At 64.8% G+C, this 19,564-nt stretch carries 15 protein-coding genes and 1 pseudogene; 9 read left to right on the top strand and 7 right to left on the bottom strand.

Annotation, left to right across the window (positions count from 1 at the left end):
• The first annotated feature begins 4 nt into the window (after positions 1–4).
• The 5 genes from ACVW1B_RS39335 to ACVW1B_RS39315 are packed head-to-tail and all read left to right on the top strand — an operon-like array spanning position 5 to position 5,483.
• Positions 5–757, top strand: a complete 753-nt coding sequence (locus tag ACVW1B_RS39335; protein WP_456777859.1) for a CpaD family pilus assembly protein — start codon at positions 5–7, stop codon at positions 755–757.
• Complete coding sequence (locus tag ACVW1B_RS39330) at positions 754–2,022, top strand: AAA family ATPase (RefSeq protein WP_018269598.1); 1,269 nt, start codon at positions 754–756, stop codon at positions 2,020–2,022. The genes ACVW1B_RS39335 and ACVW1B_RS39330 overlap by 4 nt, the downstream gene beginning before the upstream one ends.
• Before the next feature lie 24 nt (positions 2,023–2,046).
• Complete coding sequence (locus ACVW1B_RS39325) at positions 2,047–3,510, top strand: CpaF family protein (protein ID WP_456777860.1); 1,464 nt, start codon at positions 2,047–2,049, stop codon at positions 3,508–3,510.
• A gap of 11 nt (positions 3,511–3,521) precedes the next feature.
• The gene (locus ACVW1B_RS39320; RefSeq protein ID WP_456777861.1) at positions 3,522–4,499 is read left to right on the top strand and encodes a type II secretion system F family protein; all 978 of its coding nucleotides are present in this window, start codon (positions 3,522–3,524) and stop codon (positions 4,497–4,499) included.
• 9 nt (positions 4,500–4,508) lie between these two features.
• Positions 4,509–5,483 carry a type II secretion system F family protein gene (locus tag ACVW1B_RS39315; RefSeq protein ID WP_456777862.1) on the top strand — a complete coding sequence of 325 codons (975 nt, stop codon included), beginning with the start codon at positions 4,509–4,511 and terminating at the stop codon, positions 5,481–5,483.
• Positions 5,484–5,816: 333 nt separating this feature from the next.
• On the opposite strand, the gene ACVW1B_RS39310 is transcribed toward ACVW1B_RS39315, so the two are convergent.
• On the bottom strand, positions 5,817–6,614 hold the full coding sequence (locus ACVW1B_RS39310) for a tetratricopeptide repeat protein (RefSeq protein ID WP_456777863.1): 798 nt from the start codon (positions 6,612–6,614) through the stop codon (positions 5,817–5,819).
• Positions 6,615–6,821: 207 nt separating this feature from the next.
• Here ACVW1B_RS39310 and ACVW1B_RS39305 point away from each other — a divergent pair, with 207 nt between their 5' ends.
• Both ACVW1B_RS39305 and ACVW1B_RS39300 read left to right on the top strand, forming a co-directional pair.
• Positions 6,822–8,201 (top strand): leucyl aminopeptidase family protein, encoded by a 1,380-nt coding sequence (locus tag ACVW1B_RS39305; protein WP_456822883.1) that lies wholly within the window; start codon positions 6,822–6,824, stop codon positions 8,199–8,201.
• Entirely contained in the window at positions 8,194–9,036 is an 843-nt protein-coding gene (locus tag ACVW1B_RS39300) for a C40 family peptidase (RefSeq protein WP_456822882.1), read from the top strand. The genes ACVW1B_RS39305 and ACVW1B_RS39300 overlap by 8 nt, the downstream gene beginning before the upstream one ends.
• Positions 9,037–9,210: 174 nt before the next feature.
• On the opposite strand, the gene ACVW1B_RS39295 is transcribed toward ACVW1B_RS39300, so the two are convergent.
• The 6 genes and pseudogenes from ACVW1B_RS39295 to ACVW1B_RS39270 form a co-directional block, all read right to left on the bottom strand.
• Complete coding sequence (locus ACVW1B_RS39295; RefSeq protein ID WP_456822881.1) at positions 9,211–10,836, bottom strand: ABC transporter ATP-binding protein; 1,626 nt, start codon at positions 10,834–10,836, stop codon at positions 9,211–9,213.
• Positions 10,837–10,839: 3 nt separating this feature from the next.
• Positions 10,840–12,024 carry an ABC transporter permease gene (locus tag ACVW1B_RS39290; protein ID WP_456777866.1) on the bottom strand — a complete coding sequence of 395 codons (1,185 nt, stop codon included), beginning with the start codon at positions 12,022–12,024 and terminating at the stop codon, positions 10,840–10,842.
• Complete coding sequence (locus ACVW1B_RS39285; RefSeq protein WP_057016107.1) at positions 12,024–13,133, bottom strand: microcin C ABC transporter permease YejB; 1,110 nt, start codon at positions 13,131–13,133, stop codon at positions 12,024–12,026. The genes ACVW1B_RS39290 and ACVW1B_RS39285 overlap by 1 nt, the downstream gene beginning before the upstream one ends.
• A gap of 3 nt (positions 13,134–13,136) precedes the next feature.
• Positions 13,137–15,006, bottom strand: a pseudogene (locus ACVW1B_RS39280) (extracellular solute-binding protein).
• A gap of 17 nt (positions 15,007–15,023) precedes the next feature.
• Positions 15,024–16,880: an extracellular solute-binding protein gene (locus tag ACVW1B_RS39275; RefSeq protein WP_456781780.1), complete on the bottom strand. Its 1,857-nt coding sequence runs from the start codon at positions 16,878–16,880 to the stop codon at positions 15,024–15,026.
• Positions 16,881–17,143: 263 nt separating this feature from the next.
• Entirely contained in the window at positions 17,144–17,692 is a 549-nt protein-coding gene (locus ACVW1B_RS39270; RefSeq protein WP_028342300.1) for a c-type cytochrome, read from the bottom strand.
• A 200-nt stretch (positions 17,693–17,892) separates the two neighbouring features.
• On the opposite strand from ACVW1B_RS39270, the gene ACVW1B_RS39265 reads away from it, so the two are divergent.
• Both ACVW1B_RS39265 and ACVW1B_RS39260 read left to right on the top strand, forming a co-directional pair.
• Positions 17,893–18,633 (top strand): 3-deoxy-manno-octulosonate cytidylyltransferase, encoded by a 741-nt coding sequence (locus ACVW1B_RS39265; protein ID WP_229190896.1) that lies wholly within the window; start codon positions 17,893–17,895, stop codon positions 18,631–18,633.
• Between the two features lie 21 nt (positions 18,634–18,654).
• Positions 18,655–19,515 carry a prephenate dehydratase gene (locus ACVW1B_RS39260; protein ID WP_076824865.1) on the top strand — a complete coding sequence of 287 codons (861 nt, stop codon included), beginning with the start codon at positions 18,655–18,657 and terminating at the stop codon, positions 19,513–19,515.
• Positions 19,516–19,564 lie beyond the last annotated feature (49 nt).

The raw sequence follows: 19,564 nt of genomic DNA, 5'->3' as shown, positions 1-19,564 counted from the left end.
GACGATGACACAGACCACATCCAGGACATCCGCCGGTTACCAGCGCGGCATCGCTCTCGCCGGAGCGCTCGTCAGCCTCGCGATGACGCTCGGTGCCTGCCAGCACGCCGCGGACAACAGTTTCGCGATGGTGAACGCGCCGGCCGACTATCGCCAGCGTCACCCGATCGCGGTCACCGAGGCTGATCGCTCGATCGTGGTCTTCGTCGGCCGCAGCCGCGGCGGCCTGACTGCGGAGCAGCGCGCCGAGGTGATGGGGATGGCGCAGGACTGGATGCGCGAGGGGACCGGCGCCGTCACCATCGACGTTCCCGCCGACACGCCGAACGCACGGACCGCCCAGGAATCGCTGCGCGAGATCCAGGCCACGTTCACCGCCGCCGGCGTGCCGCCGCGCGGGATCCTCGTTCGCAAATACCATCCCGAGGATCCGCGCCAGATGCCCGCGATCCGCGTGAACTATCCAAAGATCAAAGCGGTCGCCGGGCCGTGCGGCCTCTGGCCGGAAGATCTCGGCCCATCGATCCACAACGGGTCCTACATCGAGAACAAGCAGTACTACAATTTCGGCTGCGCCAATCAGCGCAACCTCGCAGCCATGGTCGAAGACCCGACCGACCTCGTGCAGCCGCGCGCGGAGACCCCTGCCTATACGTCGCGTCGTAACATCGCCTTCGACAAGTATCGCAAGGGCACCACCACCGCCACGAGTTATCCCGAGTCCGACAGGGCCAAGCTAAGCGACACAGGAAAATGATCACCTACGCGCAGCAAAACTCCGAAGAGCAGACGGACGCCCCGCCGCAGGCCGTGGACGACCATATTGCTCCGGCGCCACGGGTTTCGGTCCAGGCGTTCTGCGAAACGGTCGAGACCGCTGCCGCCGTCCAGTCGGCCGGCGAGGATCGCCGGCTGGCCAAGGCTCACCTCAAGATCCAGATGGGCGGCATGGCGGCCGCCATCGAGGCCTATCGCTCGGCGCCGACGCCCAACGTCATCATCCTCGAGACCGAGGGCCGCGGCGACATCCTGGCCGGCCTCGATCAGCTCGCAACGGTGTGCGACGCCGGCACACGTGTGGTCGTGATCGGCCGCGTCAACGACGTCACCCTGTATCGCGAGCTGGTGCGGCGCGGCGTCAGCGATTACGTGATCGCGCCGGCCCATGCGATCGACGTGGTGCGCGCGGTCTGCAACCTGTTCTCGGCGCCGGAAGCCAAGGCGGTCGGCCGCATCGTCGCCGTCGTCGGTGCCAAGGGCGGTGTCGGCGCCTCGACCATCGCCCACAATGTCGCCTGGGCGATTGCCCGCGATCTGGCGCTCGACTCCGTGGTCGCCGACCTCGACCTCGCCTTCGGCACCGCCGGCCTCAACTACAACCAGGATCCCGCACAGGGCATCGCCGACGCCGTGTTCTCGCCGGACCGCGTCGATACCGCCTTCGTCGACCGCCTGCTGTCGAAATGCACCGACCATCTGAGCCTGCTGGCGGCGCCGGCGACGCTCGACAAGGTCTACGATTTCGGCGCCGAGGCGTTCGATGCGATCTTCGATACGCTGCGGACCACGATGCCCTGCATCGTGCTCGACGTGCCGCATCAATGGTCCGGCTGGACCAAGCGCGCGTTGATCGCGGCCGACGACATCCTGATCGTGGCGGCGCCCGACCTCGCCAATCTGCGCAATGCCAAGAACATGTTCGACCTGCTGAAGGCCTCGCGGCCCAACGACCGCGCACCGCTTTATTGCCTGAACCAGGTCGGCGTGCCGAAGCGTCCCGAGATCGCGGCCGGTGAGTTCGCCAAGGCGATCGAAAGCCAGCCGATCGCCGCCATCCCGTTCGATCCGCAGATCTTCGGTTCGGCCGCCAACAACGGCCAGATGATCGCCGAGATTTCCGCCAATCACCGCGCGGTCGAGATGTTTCTGCAGATGGCGCAGCGGCTGACAGGCCGCGGCGAGACCAAGAAGCCGAGGGGGTCCTTCCTGTCGCCCCTGCTCGAAAAGCTGCGGTCCAAATAGTGGTCCGCGTGGAGTCACGACGTCGTGTTTGGTAAGCGTAGCGGAAACGATGGGGACGTGCGGGCACCCAAGCCCGCGTTTCAGGCGCCGGAACCTGCCGGCGCGCCGGCGATGTTGCGCGAGTCCGTCGCACCGGCGATCTCGTCGCCGCCGCTGGCACCTAGCAAGCCGCCGCCTGCCCCCGCCGTCGAAGCCCGCCGCTCGGACAACTACTACCAGGTCAAGGCGACGATCTTCGGCGCCCTGATCGAGGCGATCGACCTCGCCCAGCTCGCCAAGCTTGACAGCGAATCGGCGCGCGAGGAAATCCGCGACATCGTCAACGAGATCATCGCGATCAAGAACATCGTGATGTCGATCGCCGAGCAGGAGGAGCTGCTCGACGACATCTGCAACGACGTGCTCGGCTACGGCCCGCTGGAGCCGCTGCTGTCGCGCGACGACATCGCCGACATCATGGTCAACGGCGCAGGCACCGTGTTCATCGAAGTCGCCGGCAAGATCCAGCGCACCGGCATCCGCTTTCGCGACAACCAGCAGCTGCTCAACATCTGCCAGCGCATCGTCAGCCAGGTCGGCCGGCGCGTCGATGAATCCTCGCCGATCTGTGACGCCCGCCTCGCCGACGGTTCGCGCGTCAACGCCATCGTGCCGCCACTGGCGATCGACGGGCCCGCGCTCACCATCCGCAAATTCAAGAAGGACAAGCTGACGCTGGAGCAGCTCGTCAAGTTCGGCGCGATCACCCCCGAAGGGGCGACCATCCTGCAGATCATCGGCCGCGTCCGCTGCAACGTGATCATCTCCGGCGGCACCGGCTCGGGCAAGACCACGCTGCTGAACTGCCTGACCAACTATATCGAGCACGACGAACGCATCATCACCTGCGAAGACGCCGCCGAGCTTCAGCTGCAGCAGCCGCATGTGGTGCGGCTGGAAACCCGGCCGCCGAACATCGAGGGCGAGGGGCAGGTGACGATGCGCGAACTGGTCCGCAACTGCCTGCGTATGCGCCCGGAGCGCATCATCGTCGGCGAAGTCCGCGGACCCGAAGCATTCGACCTGTTGCAGGCCATGAACACCGGCCACGACGGCTCGATGGGCACGCTGCACGCCAACAATCCGCGCGAAGCACTGTCGCGCTGCGAATCCATGATCACCATGGGCGGCTTCGCGCTTCCGTCACGCACCATTCGCGAGATGATCTGCGCCTCGGTCGACATCATCGTGCAGGCCGCGCGCCTGCGCGACGGTTCGCGCCGCATCACGCACATCACCGAGGTGATGGGCATGGAAGGCGATACCATCATCACCCAGGATGTCTTCCTCTACGACGTGGTCGGGGAAGACGCCAACGGCAAGATCATCGGCAAGCACCGCTCGACCGGCATCGGCCGGCCGCGCTTCTGGGAACGTGCGCGCTATTACAATGAAGAGAAGCGGCTTGCGGCAGCGCTGGATGCCTCCGACGCGCCGGCGCCGGTCTAGGGGAACGCAGGATGCAGATGCAAACTCTGGCTCTCGCCTTCCTCGCCGCCACGACGGTCGGCGGCATCGCCTGGGTCTTCCTGTATCCCTACCTTTCGGGGGAGAAGAAGGCCGAGTCGCGGCGCGCGTCGGTGGCGCGCAGCGAACCCACGACGACACGAAACGCCGACCGCACGCAGCGCTCCCGCCGCGAGCAGGTAGAGGGATCGCTCAAGGAGCTCGAGGCGCGTCGGCAGAAGGACAAGAAAGTCCCGCTCGGCGTGCGCATCTCGCAGGCCGGACTGGAGTGGTCGGAGCAGAAATTCTGGATGATCTCCGGCGCCCTTGGCCTGTTCGGGTTCGGCGTGGCCTTCATGGTTGGCGGAGGCCTGCTCGGCGCGGCCGGCATCGGCTTTGCCATGGGTCTCGGCCTGCCGCGCTGGGTGCTCGGCTTCCTGAAGAAGCGGCGGGAAAAGGCGTTCTTGAAGGCACTGCCTGACGCCGTCGACGTCATCGTGCGCGGCATCAAGGCCGGCCTGCCGCTGTTCGAATCGCTCAAGGCGGTCGTCAACGACGCGCCGGAGCCGCTGCGCAGCGAATTTCTCGCCATCATCGAGACCCAGGCGATCGGCATGCCGCTCGGCGAAGCCTGTGCCCGGCTCTACGAGCGGATGCCGCTGCCGGAGGCCAACTTCTTCGGCATCGTGATCGCGATCCAGCAGAAGTCCGGCGGCAATTTGTCGGAAGCGCTCGGCAACCTGTCGCGGGTGCTGCGCGACCGCAAGAAGATGGCCGAGAAGATCCAGGCGATGTCGATGGAAGCGAAGGCCTCCGCCGCCATCATCGGCTCGCTGCCGCCGATCGTGATGATCCTCGTGTTCCTGACGACGCCGGACTACATCGCCCTGCTGTGGACCAATTCGATGGGCCAGCTCATGCTGGTGGCCTGCGCGATCTGGATGTCGATGGGCGTGCTGGTGATGAAGAAGATGATCAACTTCGATTTCTGACGGTGCAGCATGATTGATATTCTGGTCGCCAAGCTCCACGACGTCAGGTTCATGACCATGCTGCTTGCCTTCTTCGCGGCAAGCGCGACGGTCTACACGCTGGTGATGCCGCTGCTCGCCGGCGGCGATCTCAACAAGCGCATGAAGGCGGTCGCCAGCGAGCGCGAGCGCCTGCGGCAGCGCGAGCGCGACCGTCTCTCCAGGTCGGAAAAGGTGACGCTGCGCCAGACGCCGAAGCAGGCCGTCTCCAAGATGGTGGATGACCTGAACCTCACCAAATGGCTGGCCCAGGAAGCGGCGATCGAGAAGCTGGTGATGGCGGGCTATCGCGGCCACGCTCCGTATGTCTATTTCCTGGCAGCGCGGGCGGTCACGCCGATCCTGATGCTGATCGGCGCGATCATCTATACGTTCTTCATTGCCGGCGCGAACTGGTCGCTCACGCTCAAGATCGGCATTTGCGTCGGCGCGGCCTATGCCGGCCTGCAGGCGCCGATGCTGTTCCTGAAGAACGCGATCTCCAAGCGCCAGCTCCAGATCAAGCGCGCGTTCCCGGATTCGCTCGACCTGCTGCTGATCTGCATCGAGTCGGGCATGTCGGTCGAGGTCGCGTTCCGGAAAGTGGCCAACGAGATCGCCGGGCAATCGGTCGCGCTGTCGGAGGAGTTTGCGCTGACGACCGCGGAACTGTCCTATTTGCAGGATCGCAAGACCGCCTACGAGAACCTGGCGCGCCGCACCGGCCTCGAAGGCGTGAAGTCGGTGTGCATGGCCTTGCAGCAGTCCGAACGCTACGGCACGCCGCTCGGCCAGAGCCTCCGCGTGATGGCGCAGGAAAACCGCGACATGCGGATGAACGAGGCCGAGAAGAAGGCCGCGGCACTGCCGCCCAAGCTGACGGTACCGATGATCCTGTTCTTCCTGCCCTGCCTGTTCATCGTGATCCTCGGCCCGTCCTACATCAAGATCGCCACGATGCATTGAGTTGCCTCGCCTGCGCCGGCTGCCTCTCTCCTTCCCTCTGAAAGGGGGAAGGCCGGGATGGGAGTCAGCCGCAGACACCGCTCCTCGTGGAGAGATGATCCCCACCCGCTTTGCTCTCACGAGCAAAAGCGACCTCCCCTTTTCAAGGGGAGGTTTGGAGTATGCATAGCCCAAATGACGGTCTGTCTTCTCCTTCCCCCTGAAAGGGGGAAGGTCGGGATGGGGGTCGGCCGCAGACGCCGGTGCGCATAGAGAGATGATCCCCACCCGCTTTGCTCTCACGAGCAAAGCGACCTCCCCTTTTCAAGGGGCGGTGGAGCTGCCGCGTTTGGTTTAGTCGTCCTTGGCGACGACCGGCGCCGCACGCGACGCGGTCCGCGGCCCGTCCTTGCGGTTCAGCATGTCGCGGAGATAAGCGACGTTGGCCGCGGCCTCATCCGACGGCAGGTCGGCCTTGACGATCGTTTCCGCCTCCGCGAAGCGGCCCTGCAGGCCGACGACCAGCGCAAGGTTCTGCCGGATCCGGGTGTCGGCGCGAGCGCTGGCATAGGCCTGGCGCAGCGTCTCTTCCGCTTTCGGCAAATCCTTGGTCAGCATGTAGGACAAGCCGAGATTGGACAGCACCGACGGCTCGTCCGGAGCCAGCCTGAGCGCACTGGCGTAATAGCGCCGCGCCTCCTCGTGCCGGTTCATCTTGTCGAGCGTGGTGCCCTGCACGGACAGGATCCGCCAGTCCGGATTGTCCGGGCTGTGCGCGCGGCTCAGCACGTCGAATGCAGCCTGCGAATTGCCGTTGTCGGCCAGCGCGCGGCCGTAGGCGGCGAGCAGCGCCTTGTTGCCGGGGTTGGCGATCGTGGCCTGCTCGAGCACGGCGCAGGCCTGCGAGCGCTGGCCGGTCATGCGCAGGGCCTGGCCGTAGGCGACCGCGGCGGCGACATCCTTGGGATTCTTGCGATAGCGCTCGCCATAGGCCTCGACGGCCCGGCGCGGATCATCGGGCGTGGGATCGGACCGCGACGTGATCGATCCCGCCACGTCGGACATGGTCTGGCAACCGCCAAGCCCTGCGGCCAGGACCGCCAGAAGGGCTGCGGAAGCAAGATGCCGGGTCAGATTGGACTGTCGACGCATGGCACTGTGACTCACGAAATCGGGCGAACGGTTCCAGCCGAGCGTGCCAGCAATAGACTGTTAACCCTAACGTCTGGTTAACTGGCGGTGCCGGCAGCCGACGCGCCGGTTCCGGCCCTGCACGTCGCGTGAACCGTTGGCCCGCTACCATCCGTGGCGAAAGGCGTGTAGTAGCCCACCAACGACGCCAGAACAGCCGAGAGCCGCATGCCATCCGTGTTCGAGACCGCCCCCACGACCGCCGCCACGCCGATTACCTTCGTCACCAAGGCGACATGGGATGCGATTCAGGGCGAGCTGCCGGCGCCGGCGCGCCAGTTCGCGGCAGCCAATGACTTTGCGGCCAAGCCCGGCAAATTACTCGTCCTGCCGGCGGCAGACGGCGGCATCGCGCAAGTGCTGTTCGGTCTCGAGGACGCCGACCACAAGGCGCGCGATCCGTTCCGGCCCGGCGCCCTGCCCGACCTGCTGCCGCCCGGCGTCTACCGCTTCGCCAATGCGCCGCACGACACCAGACTTGCCGCGCTCGCCTTCGCGCTCGGCTGCTATCGCTTCGGCCGGTATCGCACCAACAAGGCTCCCGAAGTCCGGCTGGTGCCGCCCGACGGCGTCGACACGGCAGAGATCACCCGGATGGCGGATGCCGCGGCGCTGGCGCGCGATCTCATCAACACGCCGTCCAACGACATGGGACCGGCCGAGCTCGCTGAGGTGGCGCGCGACCTCGCGACGCGGTTCGGCGCTGCCTTCAATTGCATCGACGGCGACGAGCTCGCCCAGAACTTCCCGCTGATCCACGCCGTCGGCATGGCGTCGACGCGGTCGCCGCGATTGATCGAGCTGAGCTGGGGCGACCCCGACCATCCGAAGGTGACGCTGGTCGGCAAGGGTGTCTGCTTCGACACCGGCGGGCTCGATCTCAAGCCTTCGAGCGGCATGCTCATCATGAAGAAGGACATGGGCGGCGCCGCCAACGTGCTGGCGCTGGCCCAGATGGTGATGGACGCGAAGCTCAAGCTGCGGCTGCGCGTGCTGATCCCGGCGGTCGAGAACGCGGTTGCCGGCAACGCGTTCCGCCCGCTCGACATCTTCAAGTCGCGCAAGGGCATCACCGTCGAGATCGGCAACACCGACGCCGAAGGGCGGCTGGTGCTCGCCGACGCGCTGGCGCTCGCCGACGAGGAGACGCCCGATCTTTTGGTCGATCTGGGCACGCTGACCGGCGCCGCGCGGGTGGCGCTGGGCCCGGATCTGCCGCCGTTCTACACCAATGACGAGGCGCTCGCCGGCGACGTCGCATCTTGTGCGAAGAGCGAGAACGACCCGCTCTGGCGGATGCCGCTGTGGCCGGCCTACGACGCCTGGCTCGACTCCAAGACCGCCGACATCACCAACGCACCGTCAGGCGGTTTCGCGGGCTCGATCACCTGCGCGCTGTTCCTGCAGCGCTTCGTCGAGCACGCGAGGAGCTGGCTGCACGTCGACATCTACGGCTGGACGCCGTCGGCAAAGCCCGGCCGTCCCGAAGGCGGCGAGTGCCAGGCGGCGCGCGCGATCTACAAATTGCTGAGCCAGCGCTATGCATGACCCCCGTCTGACACCGGCCCGCGACGACCTCGCGGCGAAGTATCTGGAGGGCAAGGTCAAGGCCTCGCACTTCGTCGAAGGCGAAGTGCTCGAGGTCGGCGACGCCATCGCGCCGCTACGCCAGGCGCCGGCGAGCGATGCCGAACAGATGACGCAGGCGCTCCGGGGCGAGCGCGTCACGGTGTACGATCGCAACGGCGAAGGCTGGGCCTGGGGCCAGCTCGCCGATGACGGCTATGTCGGCTGGATTCCCGAGGCCGCGCTGGCCAAGCCCGGCGCCGCGCCGACGCACAAGGTGACGGCGCTGCGCACGCTGGCGTTTCCGGGCCCGTCGATCAAGCTGCCACCGGTCGAGGCGCTGGCGATGGGGACGAAGCTCGCCATCGTCCGCGAGGACGGTGCGTTCGCGGTGACCCGCGAGGGCTGGCACCTGCCACGCCGGCATCTCGCGCCGCTCGACACGATGGCAGGTGATTTCGTTGCGATCGCCGAGCAATTCGTCGGCTCACCCTATCTGTGGGGCGGCAAATCGAGCCTCGGCATCGATTGCTCAGGCCTGGTGCAGATCGCGCTGACCGCCGCCGGCACCGGCTGCCCGCGCGACAGCGACATGCAGCAGGAAGGCCTCGGCCGCGAATTGACGGTCGCGGAATCCAAGCAGCTGCAACGCGGCGACCTGATGTTCTGGAAGGGCCATGTCGCCATCGTGCGCGACGCGACCACGATCGTGCACGCCAACGCGCATCACATGGCAACGGTGGTGGAGAACACGCAGGCTGCGATCGCGCGGATCAAGACCGCCGGCAGCGAAGTCCTGGCGATCAAGCGGCTTTGAGCAATATACATTCCCGTCTCCTGAGGAGCGCGAAGCGCGTCTCGAAGGATGGACGGCCCCAGTCCACGCCCCCCTTCGAGGCTCGCCCAGCGGCGCAATTGCGCCGCAAGGCTCGCACCTCCAGCGACAACGGCAAAGCCGTTGCGCGGGGATGACGTGGAACGACGAAGATGCCTACGTCGCTACCGCCCCGTCGCCGGCCGCTTCGATGCGGAACGCGGCGGCGAACAGCGCGCGGGTGTAGTCGCTCTTCGGATTCTTGAACAGCTCGGAGGCCGGTCCCTCCTCCTCCACCTTGCCCGATTTCATCACGATCAGATGGCTCGCCAGCGAGGCGACCACACGCAGATCGTGCGAGATGAACATGTAGGTGAGGTCGCGCTTGCGCTGCAGGTCGCGCAACAGGTCGACCATCTGGGCCTGCAGCAGCATGTCGAGCGCGCTGGTCGGCTCGTCCAGCACGACGAAGTTCGGCTCCAGCACGACCGCGCGCGCGATCGAGATGCGCTGGCGCTGGCCGCCGGAGAATTCGTGCGGATAGCGGAAGCGCCAGTCCGGATCGAGCCCGACATCCTTCATTGCCTTGATCACCCGCGCCTCGCGCTCCTCGCGCGACAGCTGCTTCTGGTGCACCTCAAGGCCCTCGGCAATGATGTCGGCCACCGACATGCGCGGGCTGAGCGAGCCGAACGGGTCCTGGAACACGATCTGCATGTCGCGGCGGAACGGCCGCATCTGCTTGAAGCGCAGGCCCTGGATGTCGTTGCCGAGGAAAACGATCGGACCATCGGACGAAATCAGCCGGAGCAGCGCGAGCCCGAGTGTGGTCTTGCCGGAGCCGGATTCGCCGACCACGCCGAGCGTCTCGCCCTTGCGCACCGCGAGGCTGACGCCATCGACCGCCTTGATGTGGCCGACGGTCGAGCGCAACAGCCCGCGCTTGATCGGAAACCAGACCTTGAGATTGTCCGCCGACATCACGACCGCTGCGCCCGGCTGCGGCGGCGCCGGATCGGGCTTCGGCTCGGCCGCGAGCAGCGCCTGGGTATAGGCGTGCTTCGGCGCGGTGAAGACCTGCTCGACCGGCCCCTGCTCGACGATCTTGCCGTTGTTCATCACGCAGACCGTGTCGGCGATGCGGCGGACGATGCCGAGGTCGTGGGTGATGAACAACAGGCTCATGCCGAGCCGCGCGCGGATCTCGGCCAGCAGCGCCAGGATCTGCGCCTGCACGGTGACGTCAAGCGCGGTGGTCGGCTCGTCCGCGATCAACAGATCGGGCTCGTTGGCGAGCGCCATCGCGATCATCACGCGTTGGCGCTGGCCGCCGGACAATTGGTGCGGATAGCTCTTGAGCCGGGTCTCCGGCTCGGGGATGCCGACCTGGCCCAATAGCTCCAGCGTCCGCGCCCGCGCCGCCGCGCCACTGACGCCCCTGTGCAGGGACAGGATCTCGCCGATCTGGGTCTCGATGGTCTGGAGCGGATTGAGCGAGGTCATCGGCTCCTGGAAGATGATCGAGATGTCGTTGCCGCGAACCTCGCGCATCTGCTGATCGGACGCGGTCAGGAGGTCGCGGCCGCGGAAGCGGATCGCGCCTGAGGGATGCGAGGCCGTCGGATAGGGCAGCAGCTTCAGCACCGACAGCGCGCTGACGGATTTTCCCGAGCCGGATTCGCCGACCAGCGCGACGCACTCGCCGCGCTTGATCGAGAACGAGATGCCGTCGACCGCAAGCGAGCGGCCGAAAGCGACCGAGAGGTCGCGGACATCGAGCAAAGACTGGTTGATCGCGTCCATGCCTCAGCCCTTCGAGAACGTCTTGCGTGGATCGAAGGCGTCGCGCGCGGCTTCGCCGATGAAGATCAGGAGCGACAGCATGATCGCGACCGAGAAGAAGCCGGTGAGGCCGAGCCACGGCGCCTGCACGTTGGCCTTGCCCTGCGACAGCAACTCGCCGAGCGAGGGCGAGCCGGGCGGCAGGCCGAAGCCGAGGAAATCCAGCGCCGTCAGCGTCATCACCGAGGACGAGACGATGAAGGGCAGGAAGGTCATGGTCGCGACCATCGCGTTCGGCAGCAGATGGCGGAACATGATCACGCCGTTGGAGACGCCAAGCGCGCGCGCCGCCTGGATGTATTCGAAATTGCGGCCGCGCAGGAACTCGGCGCGCACCAGCCCGACCAGCGAGACCCAGGAGAATAGCAGGAGGATGCCGAGCAGGATGAAGAAGCCCGGCGGCAGCACCGCCGAGATGATCAGCAGCAGATAGAGCGAGGGGATCGCGGTCCAGATCTCGATCAGCCGCTGGAAGATGAGATCGGTCCAGCCGCCGAAATAGCCCTGCACGCCGCCCGCGGCGATGCCGATGATCGAGGACAGGATGGTCAGCGTCAGGCCGAACAGCACCGAGATGCGGAAGCCGTAGATCAGCCGCGCGACCACGTCGCGGCCCTGATCGTCGGTGCCGAGCCAGTTGTATTCGAGGTCGCGGCAGCCGGTCAGGCCCTTGCGCTTCACCACGTCCTTGCACTGCTCTTCGGTCAACAGCCAGGTCGGCTTCGACGGCACCGCCGTCGGCGGGTCGAGGTTGCGGCTGTCGTAGGAGTAGCGGATCGGCGGCCAGATCATGCTGCCGCCCTTGGCGGCGATCTGCTTCTGCAAGTATGGATCGCGATAATCGGCTGCGGTCTCGAAGTCACCGCCGAACGTGATCTCGGCGTAGGTGAAGATCACCGGCCAGTACAGGCGGCCATCATATTTGACCATCAGCGGCTTGTCGTTGGCGATGAAATTGGCGAACAGCGACGCCACGAACAGCACGAGGAAGATCCAGAACGACCAGTAGCCGCGGCGATTGGCCTTGAAGTTCTGCCAGCGTCGCTTGTTCAGCGGCGACGGCGAAAAGGCGTGGTGCGTGGCGGGCACCGCTTCGCCGAGCGGCGATTGCGTCGTGGTCTCGACCGGCTGGGGCGCGAGCATCGTCATCAGACCTCCCGCGCTTCGAAGTCGATCCTGGGATCGATCCACATATAGGCGAGATCGGAGAGCAGATTGACCACCAGTCCGACCAGCGAGAAGATGAACAACGTCCCGAACACCACCGGATAGTCGCGGTTCAACACGCTCTCGAAGCCAAGCAGGCCGAGCCCGTCGAGCGAGAAGATGGTTTCGATCAAGAGCGAGCCGGAGAAGAACGCGTGGATGAACGCGCCCGGGAAGCCTGCGATCACGATCAGCATGGCGTTGCGGAAGATGTGGCCGTACAGCACCTGGCGCTCGCTGCAACCCTTGGCGCGCGCGGTCATCACATATTGCTTGCGTATCTCGTCGAGGAACGAATTCTTGGTCAGCAGGGTCATGGTGGCGAAGGCGCCGAGCGCCATCGACACCAGCGGCAGCGTCAGGTGCCAGAAATAGTCGATGATCTTCCAGTACCAGGGGAATTGCGACCAGCCGTCCGAGGTCAGGCCGCGCAGCGGGAAGATGTTGAGGAACGAGCCGCCGGCAAACAGCACGATCAGGAGGATCGCGAACAGGAAGCCCGGGATCGCAAAGCCGATGATGATCACCGCCGAGGTCCAGGTATCGAACCGCGAGCCGTCCTGCACCGCCTTGCGGATGCCGAGCGGGATCGAGATAAGATAGGTCAGCAGCGTCATCCAGATGCCGAGCGACATCGAGACCGGCAGCTTCTCCTTGATCAACTGCAGCACGCTGACACTGCGGAAATAGCTGTTGCCGAAATCGAACCGCGCGAAATTCCAGACCATCAACGCGAACCGCTCGGGCGCCGGCTTGTCGAAGCCGAACTGCACCTCGAGCTTCTTGATGAAATCCGGGTCGAGCCCCTGCGCGCCGCGGTATTTCGAATTGATGGCCGCGCCTGCGCCCGCGCCCTGGCCGCGCTGCGCGCCGAAATCGCCGCCGCCTCCCGACACGCGCGACGTGCCGCCGGTGTCGGCGCCGTTGATCTGCGCGATGACCCGCTCGACCGGACCGCCGGGAGCAAACTGCACGACCACGAAGGAGACGAACAGGATGCCAAGCAGCGTCGGCAGCATCAGGAAGATACGTCGGGCGATATAGGCGCTCATCGGCTACTTCGCCTGCTCGAGCTTCGCGGCCTTGGCCGCATCATACCACCAGTTGTCGGGCGCGCCGACGCCCGCATATTTCGCCGGCTTCTCCGGATGCCCGAACTGGTCCCAATAGGCGACACGGTGCTTGTTAGAATACCATTGTGGCACCCAATAGCGGCCGGCACGGAAGACGCGATCGAGCGCGCGGCAGGCAAAGGTTAAGTCCGCCCGCGTCTCGGCAGCGATAGCTTTTTCGATTAATGCGTCGATCGCCGGGTTGGCAACGCCCGCCAGATTGTAGGAGCCCTTGGTGGTCGCAGCCTGGGACGAGAAGTAAGGCCTCAGGCTGTCACCCGGCGTCGCCGACATGGATATACGCTGGGTCGTCACCTCAAAATCGAAAGCCTCAACACGCGCACGATACTGCACTGCGTCGATCTGCCTGATGTTGGCATCGATGCCAAGCGGCTTGAGATTCTTGATGAAGCTGGCGTGATGCGGCTGGAAAGTCGGCTCATCTAGCAGGAACTCGATCGTAAGCGGGTCGCCGTTAGGCAATCGCCGCTTGCCATCCTTGACGACGCATCCTGCATCGTTGAGCAACTGCGTCGCCTTTCGCAGCAATGCGCGGTCCTGTCCCGATCCATCCGACACCGGCGGCACAAAGGGCTCGCCGAACACCTCATCCGGCACTTGGCCGCGGAATGGTTCGAGCAGTTTCAATTCCTCGGGCGAAGGTAGTCCACTAGCCACCATGTCCGAATTCTGGAAAGGCGAGACGCTGCGCGCGTAAGCGTCGTACATGATGGTCTTGTTGGTCCATTCGAAATCGAAGGCATAGATTAGCGCTTCGCGAACGCGCGGGTCTTTGAACTTGTCGAGACGGGTGTTAATGAACCAACCCTGCCCACCGGACGGTGTTTCGTCCGGCAATGTCTCGCGCTTGACCCGCCCGTCCTTGATAGCCGGGAAATCGTACCGCGTCGCCCAGACACGGGACGTGAATTCCTCGCGAAACAGATAATTTTTGCCTGTGAAGCCTTCGAACGCGACATCGCGATCACGGTAGAACTCGTAGCGGCACGGTGTCGAAATTGTAACTGCCGCGATTGACCGGCAAGTCGGCTGCCCACCAATCCTTGAGGCGGTTATACTCGACGTAACGATTGACCTCGAACTTGCCGACCATGTACGGCCCGGAGCCCAGCGGAACTTCGAGCGTGGACTCATCAAACTGCCGCTTCGCGTAATAGGCCTTCGAGAAGATCGGCAGACCCGCAACATAAAGCGGCACGTCGCGCGCGCGATTAGGCGCGAAGGTCACGATCACGGTGCCGTCGTCGGGCGCCTCGGCCTTCACGAAATCGCGCAGTTGCACCACGATCAACGGATGCCCCTTCTCCTTCAGCGTATTGAGCGAGAACGCGACATCCTGCGCAGTCAGCTTCGAGCCGTCGTGAAAGCGAGCCTCGGGCCGCATCGTGAAGCGGTAGGTGAGCTTGTCGGGAGAAATCGAGACCGATCTTGCGGCCAGGCCGTACATCGCGTCAGGTTCATCGCCCGCGCGTGCCATCAACGAATCGAAGGTCATCTCCATGCCCTTCGCGCCTTCACCCTTGAGGATGAACGCGTTGAACGAACTGAACGTAAAGAAGGATTGGTTGTAGGCACGGGTCGAAGGGATCATTGAGAACGCCCCGCCCTTCGGCGCCTTCGGATTGACGTAGTCGAAGATCTTGAAATCCGCCGGATATTTCAGGTCGCCGAACACCGACATGCCGTGCATCTCGGTTCCGTTGTCGGCCACCGCCGGCGCAGCACGCAAGCCTGCAGCACTCAACGCACCGATGCCGAGGCCGAGTGCGTGCCGACGGGAGAATAGCGCCATGCGCGAATCCTTGAGTTTTATGAACGCTTGAGCTTGGCCGCCTTGTCGGCGTCGTACCACCAAAGATTTGGGAATCCCGAAACAGCGTATTTCGGCAGCGGGTCGGGATGGCTGAAGCGATCCCAATAGACATAGCGCTGCTTGTCGTAATTGAAGTGTGGAACAAGATAGAAGTTCCAGAGCAAAACCCGATCCAGCGCCTTCGCGGCGGCGACCTGATCGACGCGGCTGGTGGCGAAGATGATGCGTTCGATGATGGCATCGACCGCCGGATTCTTGATGCCGGGAAGATTGTTCGAGCCGGGCCGGTCGGCCGCCTGCGAACCGAAATTGTCGCGCTGCTCGTTGCCGGGCGAGATCGATTGTCCCCAGACCTGGGTCACCATCTCGAAATCGAAATCGCGCACCCGGTTCTGATACTGCACCGTGTCGACGGCGCGCAGATTAACGGTGATGCCGAGGCGCTCCAGGCTCGGCTTGTAGAACAGTGCGATCCGCTCCATGCCGGAATCGCCACTGTTGCCGAGGATCTCGACCGTGAACGGCTGGCCTGAGGAATCCACCAGTTTGCGGTCGCGGATCTCGAAGCCGGCTTCCTTCAACAGCCGCGTCGCCTCGCGCAGATTGGCGCGCACGTTTTCCGGCGTGCCTCCGACCGGATCCTTGTAGGGCGTCGTGAAGACTTCCGGCGGCACCTTGTCGCGTAGCGTCTCCAGGATCTCGAGCTCCTTGCCCTCCGGCAGGCCGGTCGCCATCAAATCGGGGATGCCGTCGAAATAGCTTGAATCGCGATGATAGTCGCCGGTCGAAAGCACGCGGTTCATCTCTTCGAAATCGAAAGCATAGTTGAAGGCGCGGCGCAGTCTGGGGTCGGCGAATTTCGGGCGCCTCAGGTTGAACACCCAGCCCTGCATCCGGCCTTGATTGCGGACGGTGAAGAGCTCCTTGAGCAGCCGCTTCTCACGCACCGGCGGAACGTCGTAGGCCGACGCCCACTCCTTCGCGCTGCGCTCGCCGTACCAATCGAACTGGTCGGCCTTCAGCGCCTCGCGCGCGACGGTGTCGTCGCGGAAATATTCGTAGCGCAGCTCGTCGAAATTGTTCTGTCCGATCGCGATCGGAATATCCTTGCCCCAGTAGTCCTTGACGCGCTCGAGCACCACCGATCGTCCGGCAACGAACTCCTTGATCCGGTAGGGACCCGAGCCAAGCGGCGGCTCCAGCGTGCTCGCGGTGATGTCACGCTTCTTGCCCTGCGCGTCGGTGCCTTCCCACCAATGCTTGGGCAGGATGACGAGCTGACCGGTGATCATCGGCAGCTCGCGGTTGCCCGGGCTGTCGAAGGTGAACTTGATGTCGCGATCGCCGACCTTCTCGGCCTTTTCGATGTGCCGGTAGTAGGCGCTGAACATCGGGCTGTTCGCCTTCCACGCCTCGAACGAGAAGATCACGTCCTCCGGCGTGACCGGCTTGCCGTCGTGCCAGCGTGAGCCGGGCCGCAGGCGGTAGATCACGTAGGAGAAATCGTCGGGGAAGGCTGCCGCCTCGGCGAGTTCGCCGTAATACGTATCGGGCTCGTCGAGCGAGGCCTCCATCAGCGAATCGTAGATGCGGGTGACGGAAGAGGCGACCGTGCCCTTCAACCCCGCAACGACCAGGTTGAAGCTGTCATAGGTGCCGGGCTGGAACAGCCGCACCACGCCGCCCTTCGGCGCGTCCGGCTTGACGTAGTCGTAGCGCTTGAAGTCGGCGGGATATTTGATTTCGCCGTAGGTCGAGAGGCCGTGCCGCCATTTCAGCCCGTTGGGGGCTTCGTCGGCGAAGGCCGGCGTGATCGCCGACAGGCCGGGGGTGAGTCCGAGCGCCGGAGCCATTGCCGCCAGTGCGCTGCCTTGAAGGAGGTGTCGTCGGGTGATCGCCAAATTCGGTCTTCCTGCTTGCGGCCCCGCTTACATGGGACCCAATATAAGGCAACGGTTCGACAAATTACGTTGCTTTTTCCTCATGATATTGGTCCGGGAACAATATCGGTGCGGCGAAACGTCCCGATAACAACCCCGCGACAGCGGATTCCCCATGCGAAAACGGCCAGGCAATGCCTGGCCGTTTCATCCGCATGCTTGCGCGAAGCAAATCGTTACTTCGAGGCGGTCGGGAGCGGAGCCGGGTGCTCCGAGTTCGAATTCAGATAGGCGATGATGTCGGCGCGCTCGCTGTCCTTCGGCACGCCGGCAAAGCCCATCGCGGTGCCCGGGATGAAGCCCTTCGGGTTGGTCAGGAACTTGTTGAGGTCGTCGAAGGACCATTCGCCGCCCTTGCCCTTCATCGCGGCCGAGAAATTGAAGCCACGGCCCTCGCCCTTCTTCTCGCCGACGACGCCGAACAGGTTCGGACCGACGCGGTTGGGACCGCCCTTCTCGAAGGTGTGGCAGGCCTGGCACTTCTTGGCGGCCGCCGCGCCCTTCTCGACGGAAGCGGTCTGCAGCAGCTTCTCGATCGGCTCGGATGCGGCCGCAGCGGCCTCGCCGCCACCGCCATGGGACTCTTCCTTCACAGCGATCTCAAAACCCGGCTTCTCCGGCAGCTTCGGCGCGAATTTCGCGCTGGCGGCAAAGCTCATCACCAGGACGACGATGCAGGTGCCGAGAACCGCACCGAGGATTTTGTTGAGTTCGAAGGAGTCCATTTTGGGTCAGGCTCCGGGCCTTGAATGTCGACTTCAGGCCGGGAATACGGCCGCGGGGAAAGACCTGGGAATCGGCCTTATCGCACCGCCCCAAGCAGGGTTGAGATATCGGTTTGCCCGCGCTCTGGCAACCCGTATAAACGCGCCGAATTCAACCTCCTCCCCGGCAATTTCCGCAGGCCGGACGGGCTCCGACACGAATGACCCAACCCCGTACCTTGGTGCTGATTCCGGCCCGCATGGCCGCCACTCGCCTTCCGGGAAAGCCGCTGCTCGAGATCGCCGGCGTGCCGATGATCGTCCATGTGCTGCGGCGGGCCGAGGCGGCGGGCATCGGCCGGGTTGCGGTTGCGACCGACACGGCCGAGATCGCTGCAGCGGTGAAGGCTGCGGGCGGCGAGGTCGTAATGACCCGTCCCGACCATCCGTCCGGCTCGGACCGGATTTATGAAGCGATGACGACCCTCGACCCCGACGGCCATGCCGAGATCGTGGTCAATCTGCAGGGCGATTTCCCGACCATCAGCCCCGAGACCATCCGCAGCGTGATGCCGGCGCTCGACGATCCCGCAGTCGACATCTCGACCCTGGCCTCGCGCATCCATACCGAGGAGGAGGATCAGGCCCCCAGCGTCGTCAAGGCAGTCGGCTCGCCGATCGGGCCGAACCGGTTGCGCGCGCTGTATTTCACCCGCGCCACCGCGCCTTATGGCGACGGGCCGCGCTACCATCATATCGGCCTCTACGCCTACCGCCGCGCCGCGCTGGAGCGGTTCGTGGCGCTGCCGCCCTCGCCGCTGGAGCAGCAGGAAAAGCTCGAGCAACTCCGCGCGCTGGAGGCCGGGATGCGGATCGACGTCACCATCGTCGATACCGTCCCGCGCGGCGTCGACACCCCGGCCGATCTCGAAACCGCCCGCAGAATACTTTCCAAAGCCTGACCGGCTGGTAAAAGGCCACCCATGACCAAGAAGCTGAAAATCGCGTTCCAGGGCGAGCCTGGCGCCAATTCCCATATCGCGATCGTCGAGGCCTATCCCGACGCCGAGCCGATGCCCTGCCCGACCTTCGAGGACGCGCTGGCCGCGATTTCCTCGGGCGAGGCCGATCTCGGCATGATCCCGATCGAGAATTCGGTCGCCGGCCGCGTCGCCGACATCCACCATCTCTTGCCCGCTTCGGGGCTGTTCATCGTCGGCGAATGGTTCTTGCCGATCCGCCACCAGCTGATGGCGATCAAGGGCACCAAGCTCGCCGACATCAAGAGCGTGGAGAGCCATGTCCACGCGCTCGGCCAGTGCCGCCGCGTCATCCGCAAGCTCGGCATCAAGCCGATCGTCGCCGCCGACACCGCCGGCAGCGCCCGCGACATCTCCGAGCGCGGCGACAAGAGCGTGGCGGCGATCGCCTCCCGCCTCGCCGCCGACATCTACGGTCTCGACATTCTCGCCGAGGACATCGAGGACGAGGCCCACAACACCACCCGCTTCGTGGTGCTGGCGCGCGAGGCCAAATGGGCCACGCAGGGTTCGGGGCCGCTGGTCACGACTTTCGTGTTCCGGGTGCGCAATTTGCCCGCCGCGCTGTACAAGGCGCTGGGCGGCTTTGCCACCAACGGCGTCAACATGACCAAGCTCGAAAGCTATATGGTCGACGGCAATTTCTTCGCCACGCAATTCTATGCCGATGTCGACGGTCACCCCGATGAGCGCGGCCTCGCGTTTGCGATCGAGGAATTGAAATTCTTCTCGCGCGAATTCCGCATCGTCGGCGTCTATCCCGGCCATCCGTTCCGCGCGACTTTCAGCGAGACGCAGGATTGACGCAGTCATTCCGGGGCACGCGAAGCGTGAACCCGGAATCTCGAGATTC

It is taken from the genome of Bradyrhizobium sp. USDA 4502 (assembly GCF_054063355.1).
The sequence above is the reverse complement of the archived record's forward strand: the minus strand, read 5'-3'. Positions and strand labels throughout refer to the sequence as shown.

What these genes read in the sequence shown, in the direction of transcription:
- ACVW1B_RS39275 (WP_456781780.1), bottom strand. Translation starts at nt 16,880, where the DNA reads ATGGCTCCGGCGCTCGGACTCACCCCCGGCCTGTCGGCGATCACGCCG.
- ACVW1B_RS39330 (WP_018269598.1), top strand. Translation starts at nt 754, where the DNA reads ATGATCACCTACGCGCAGCAAAACTCCGAAGAGCAGACGGACGCCCCG.
- ACVW1B_RS39265 (WP_229190896.1), top strand. Translation starts at nt 17,893, where the DNA reads ATGACCCAACCCCGTACCTTGGTGCTGATTCCGGCCCGCATGGCCGCC.
- ACVW1B_RS39300 (WP_456822882.1), top strand. Translation starts at nt 8,194, where the DNA reads ATGCATGACCCCCGTCTGACACCGGCCCGCGACGACCTCGCGGCGAAG.
- ACVW1B_RS39320 (WP_456777861.1), top strand. Translation starts at nt 3,522, where the DNA reads ATGCAGATGCAAACTCTGGCTCTCGCCTTCCTCGCCGCCACGACGGTC.
- ACVW1B_RS39260 (WP_076824865.1), top strand. Translation starts at nt 18,655, where the DNA reads ATGACCAAGAAGCTGAAAATCGCGTTCCAGGGCGAGCCTGGCGCCAAT.
- ACVW1B_RS39285 (WP_057016107.1), bottom strand. Translation starts at nt 13,133, where the DNA reads ATGAGCGCCTATATCGCCCGACGTATCTTCCTGATGCTGCCGACGCTG.
- ACVW1B_RS39310 (WP_456777863.1), bottom strand. Translation starts at nt 6,614, where the DNA reads ATGCGTCGACAGTCCAATCTGACCCGGCATCTTGCTTCCGCAGCCCTT.
- ACVW1B_RS39295 (WP_456822881.1), bottom strand. Translation starts at nt 10,836, where the DNA reads ATGGACGCGATCAACCAGTCTTTGCTCGATGTCCGCGACCTCTCGGTC.
- ACVW1B_RS39290 (WP_456777866.1), bottom strand. Translation starts at nt 12,024, where the DNA reads ATGACGATGCTCGCGCCCCAGCCGGTCGAGACCACGACGCAATCGCCG.
- ACVW1B_RS39270 (WP_028342300.1), bottom strand. Translation starts at nt 17,692, where the DNA reads ATGGACTCCTTCGAACTCAACAAAATCCTCGGTGCGGTTCTCGGCACC.
- ACVW1B_RS39335 (WP_456777859.1), top strand. Translation starts at nt 5, where the DNA reads ATGACACAGACCACATCCAGGACATCCGCCGGTTACCAGCGCGGCATC.
- ACVW1B_RS39315 (WP_456777862.1), top strand. Translation starts at nt 4,509, where the DNA reads ATGATTGATATTCTGGTCGCCAAGCTCCACGACGTCAGGTTCATGACC.
- ACVW1B_RS39305 (WP_456822883.1), top strand. Translation starts at nt 6,822, where the DNA reads ATGCCATCCGTGTTCGAGACCGCCCCCACGACCGCCGCCACGCCGATT.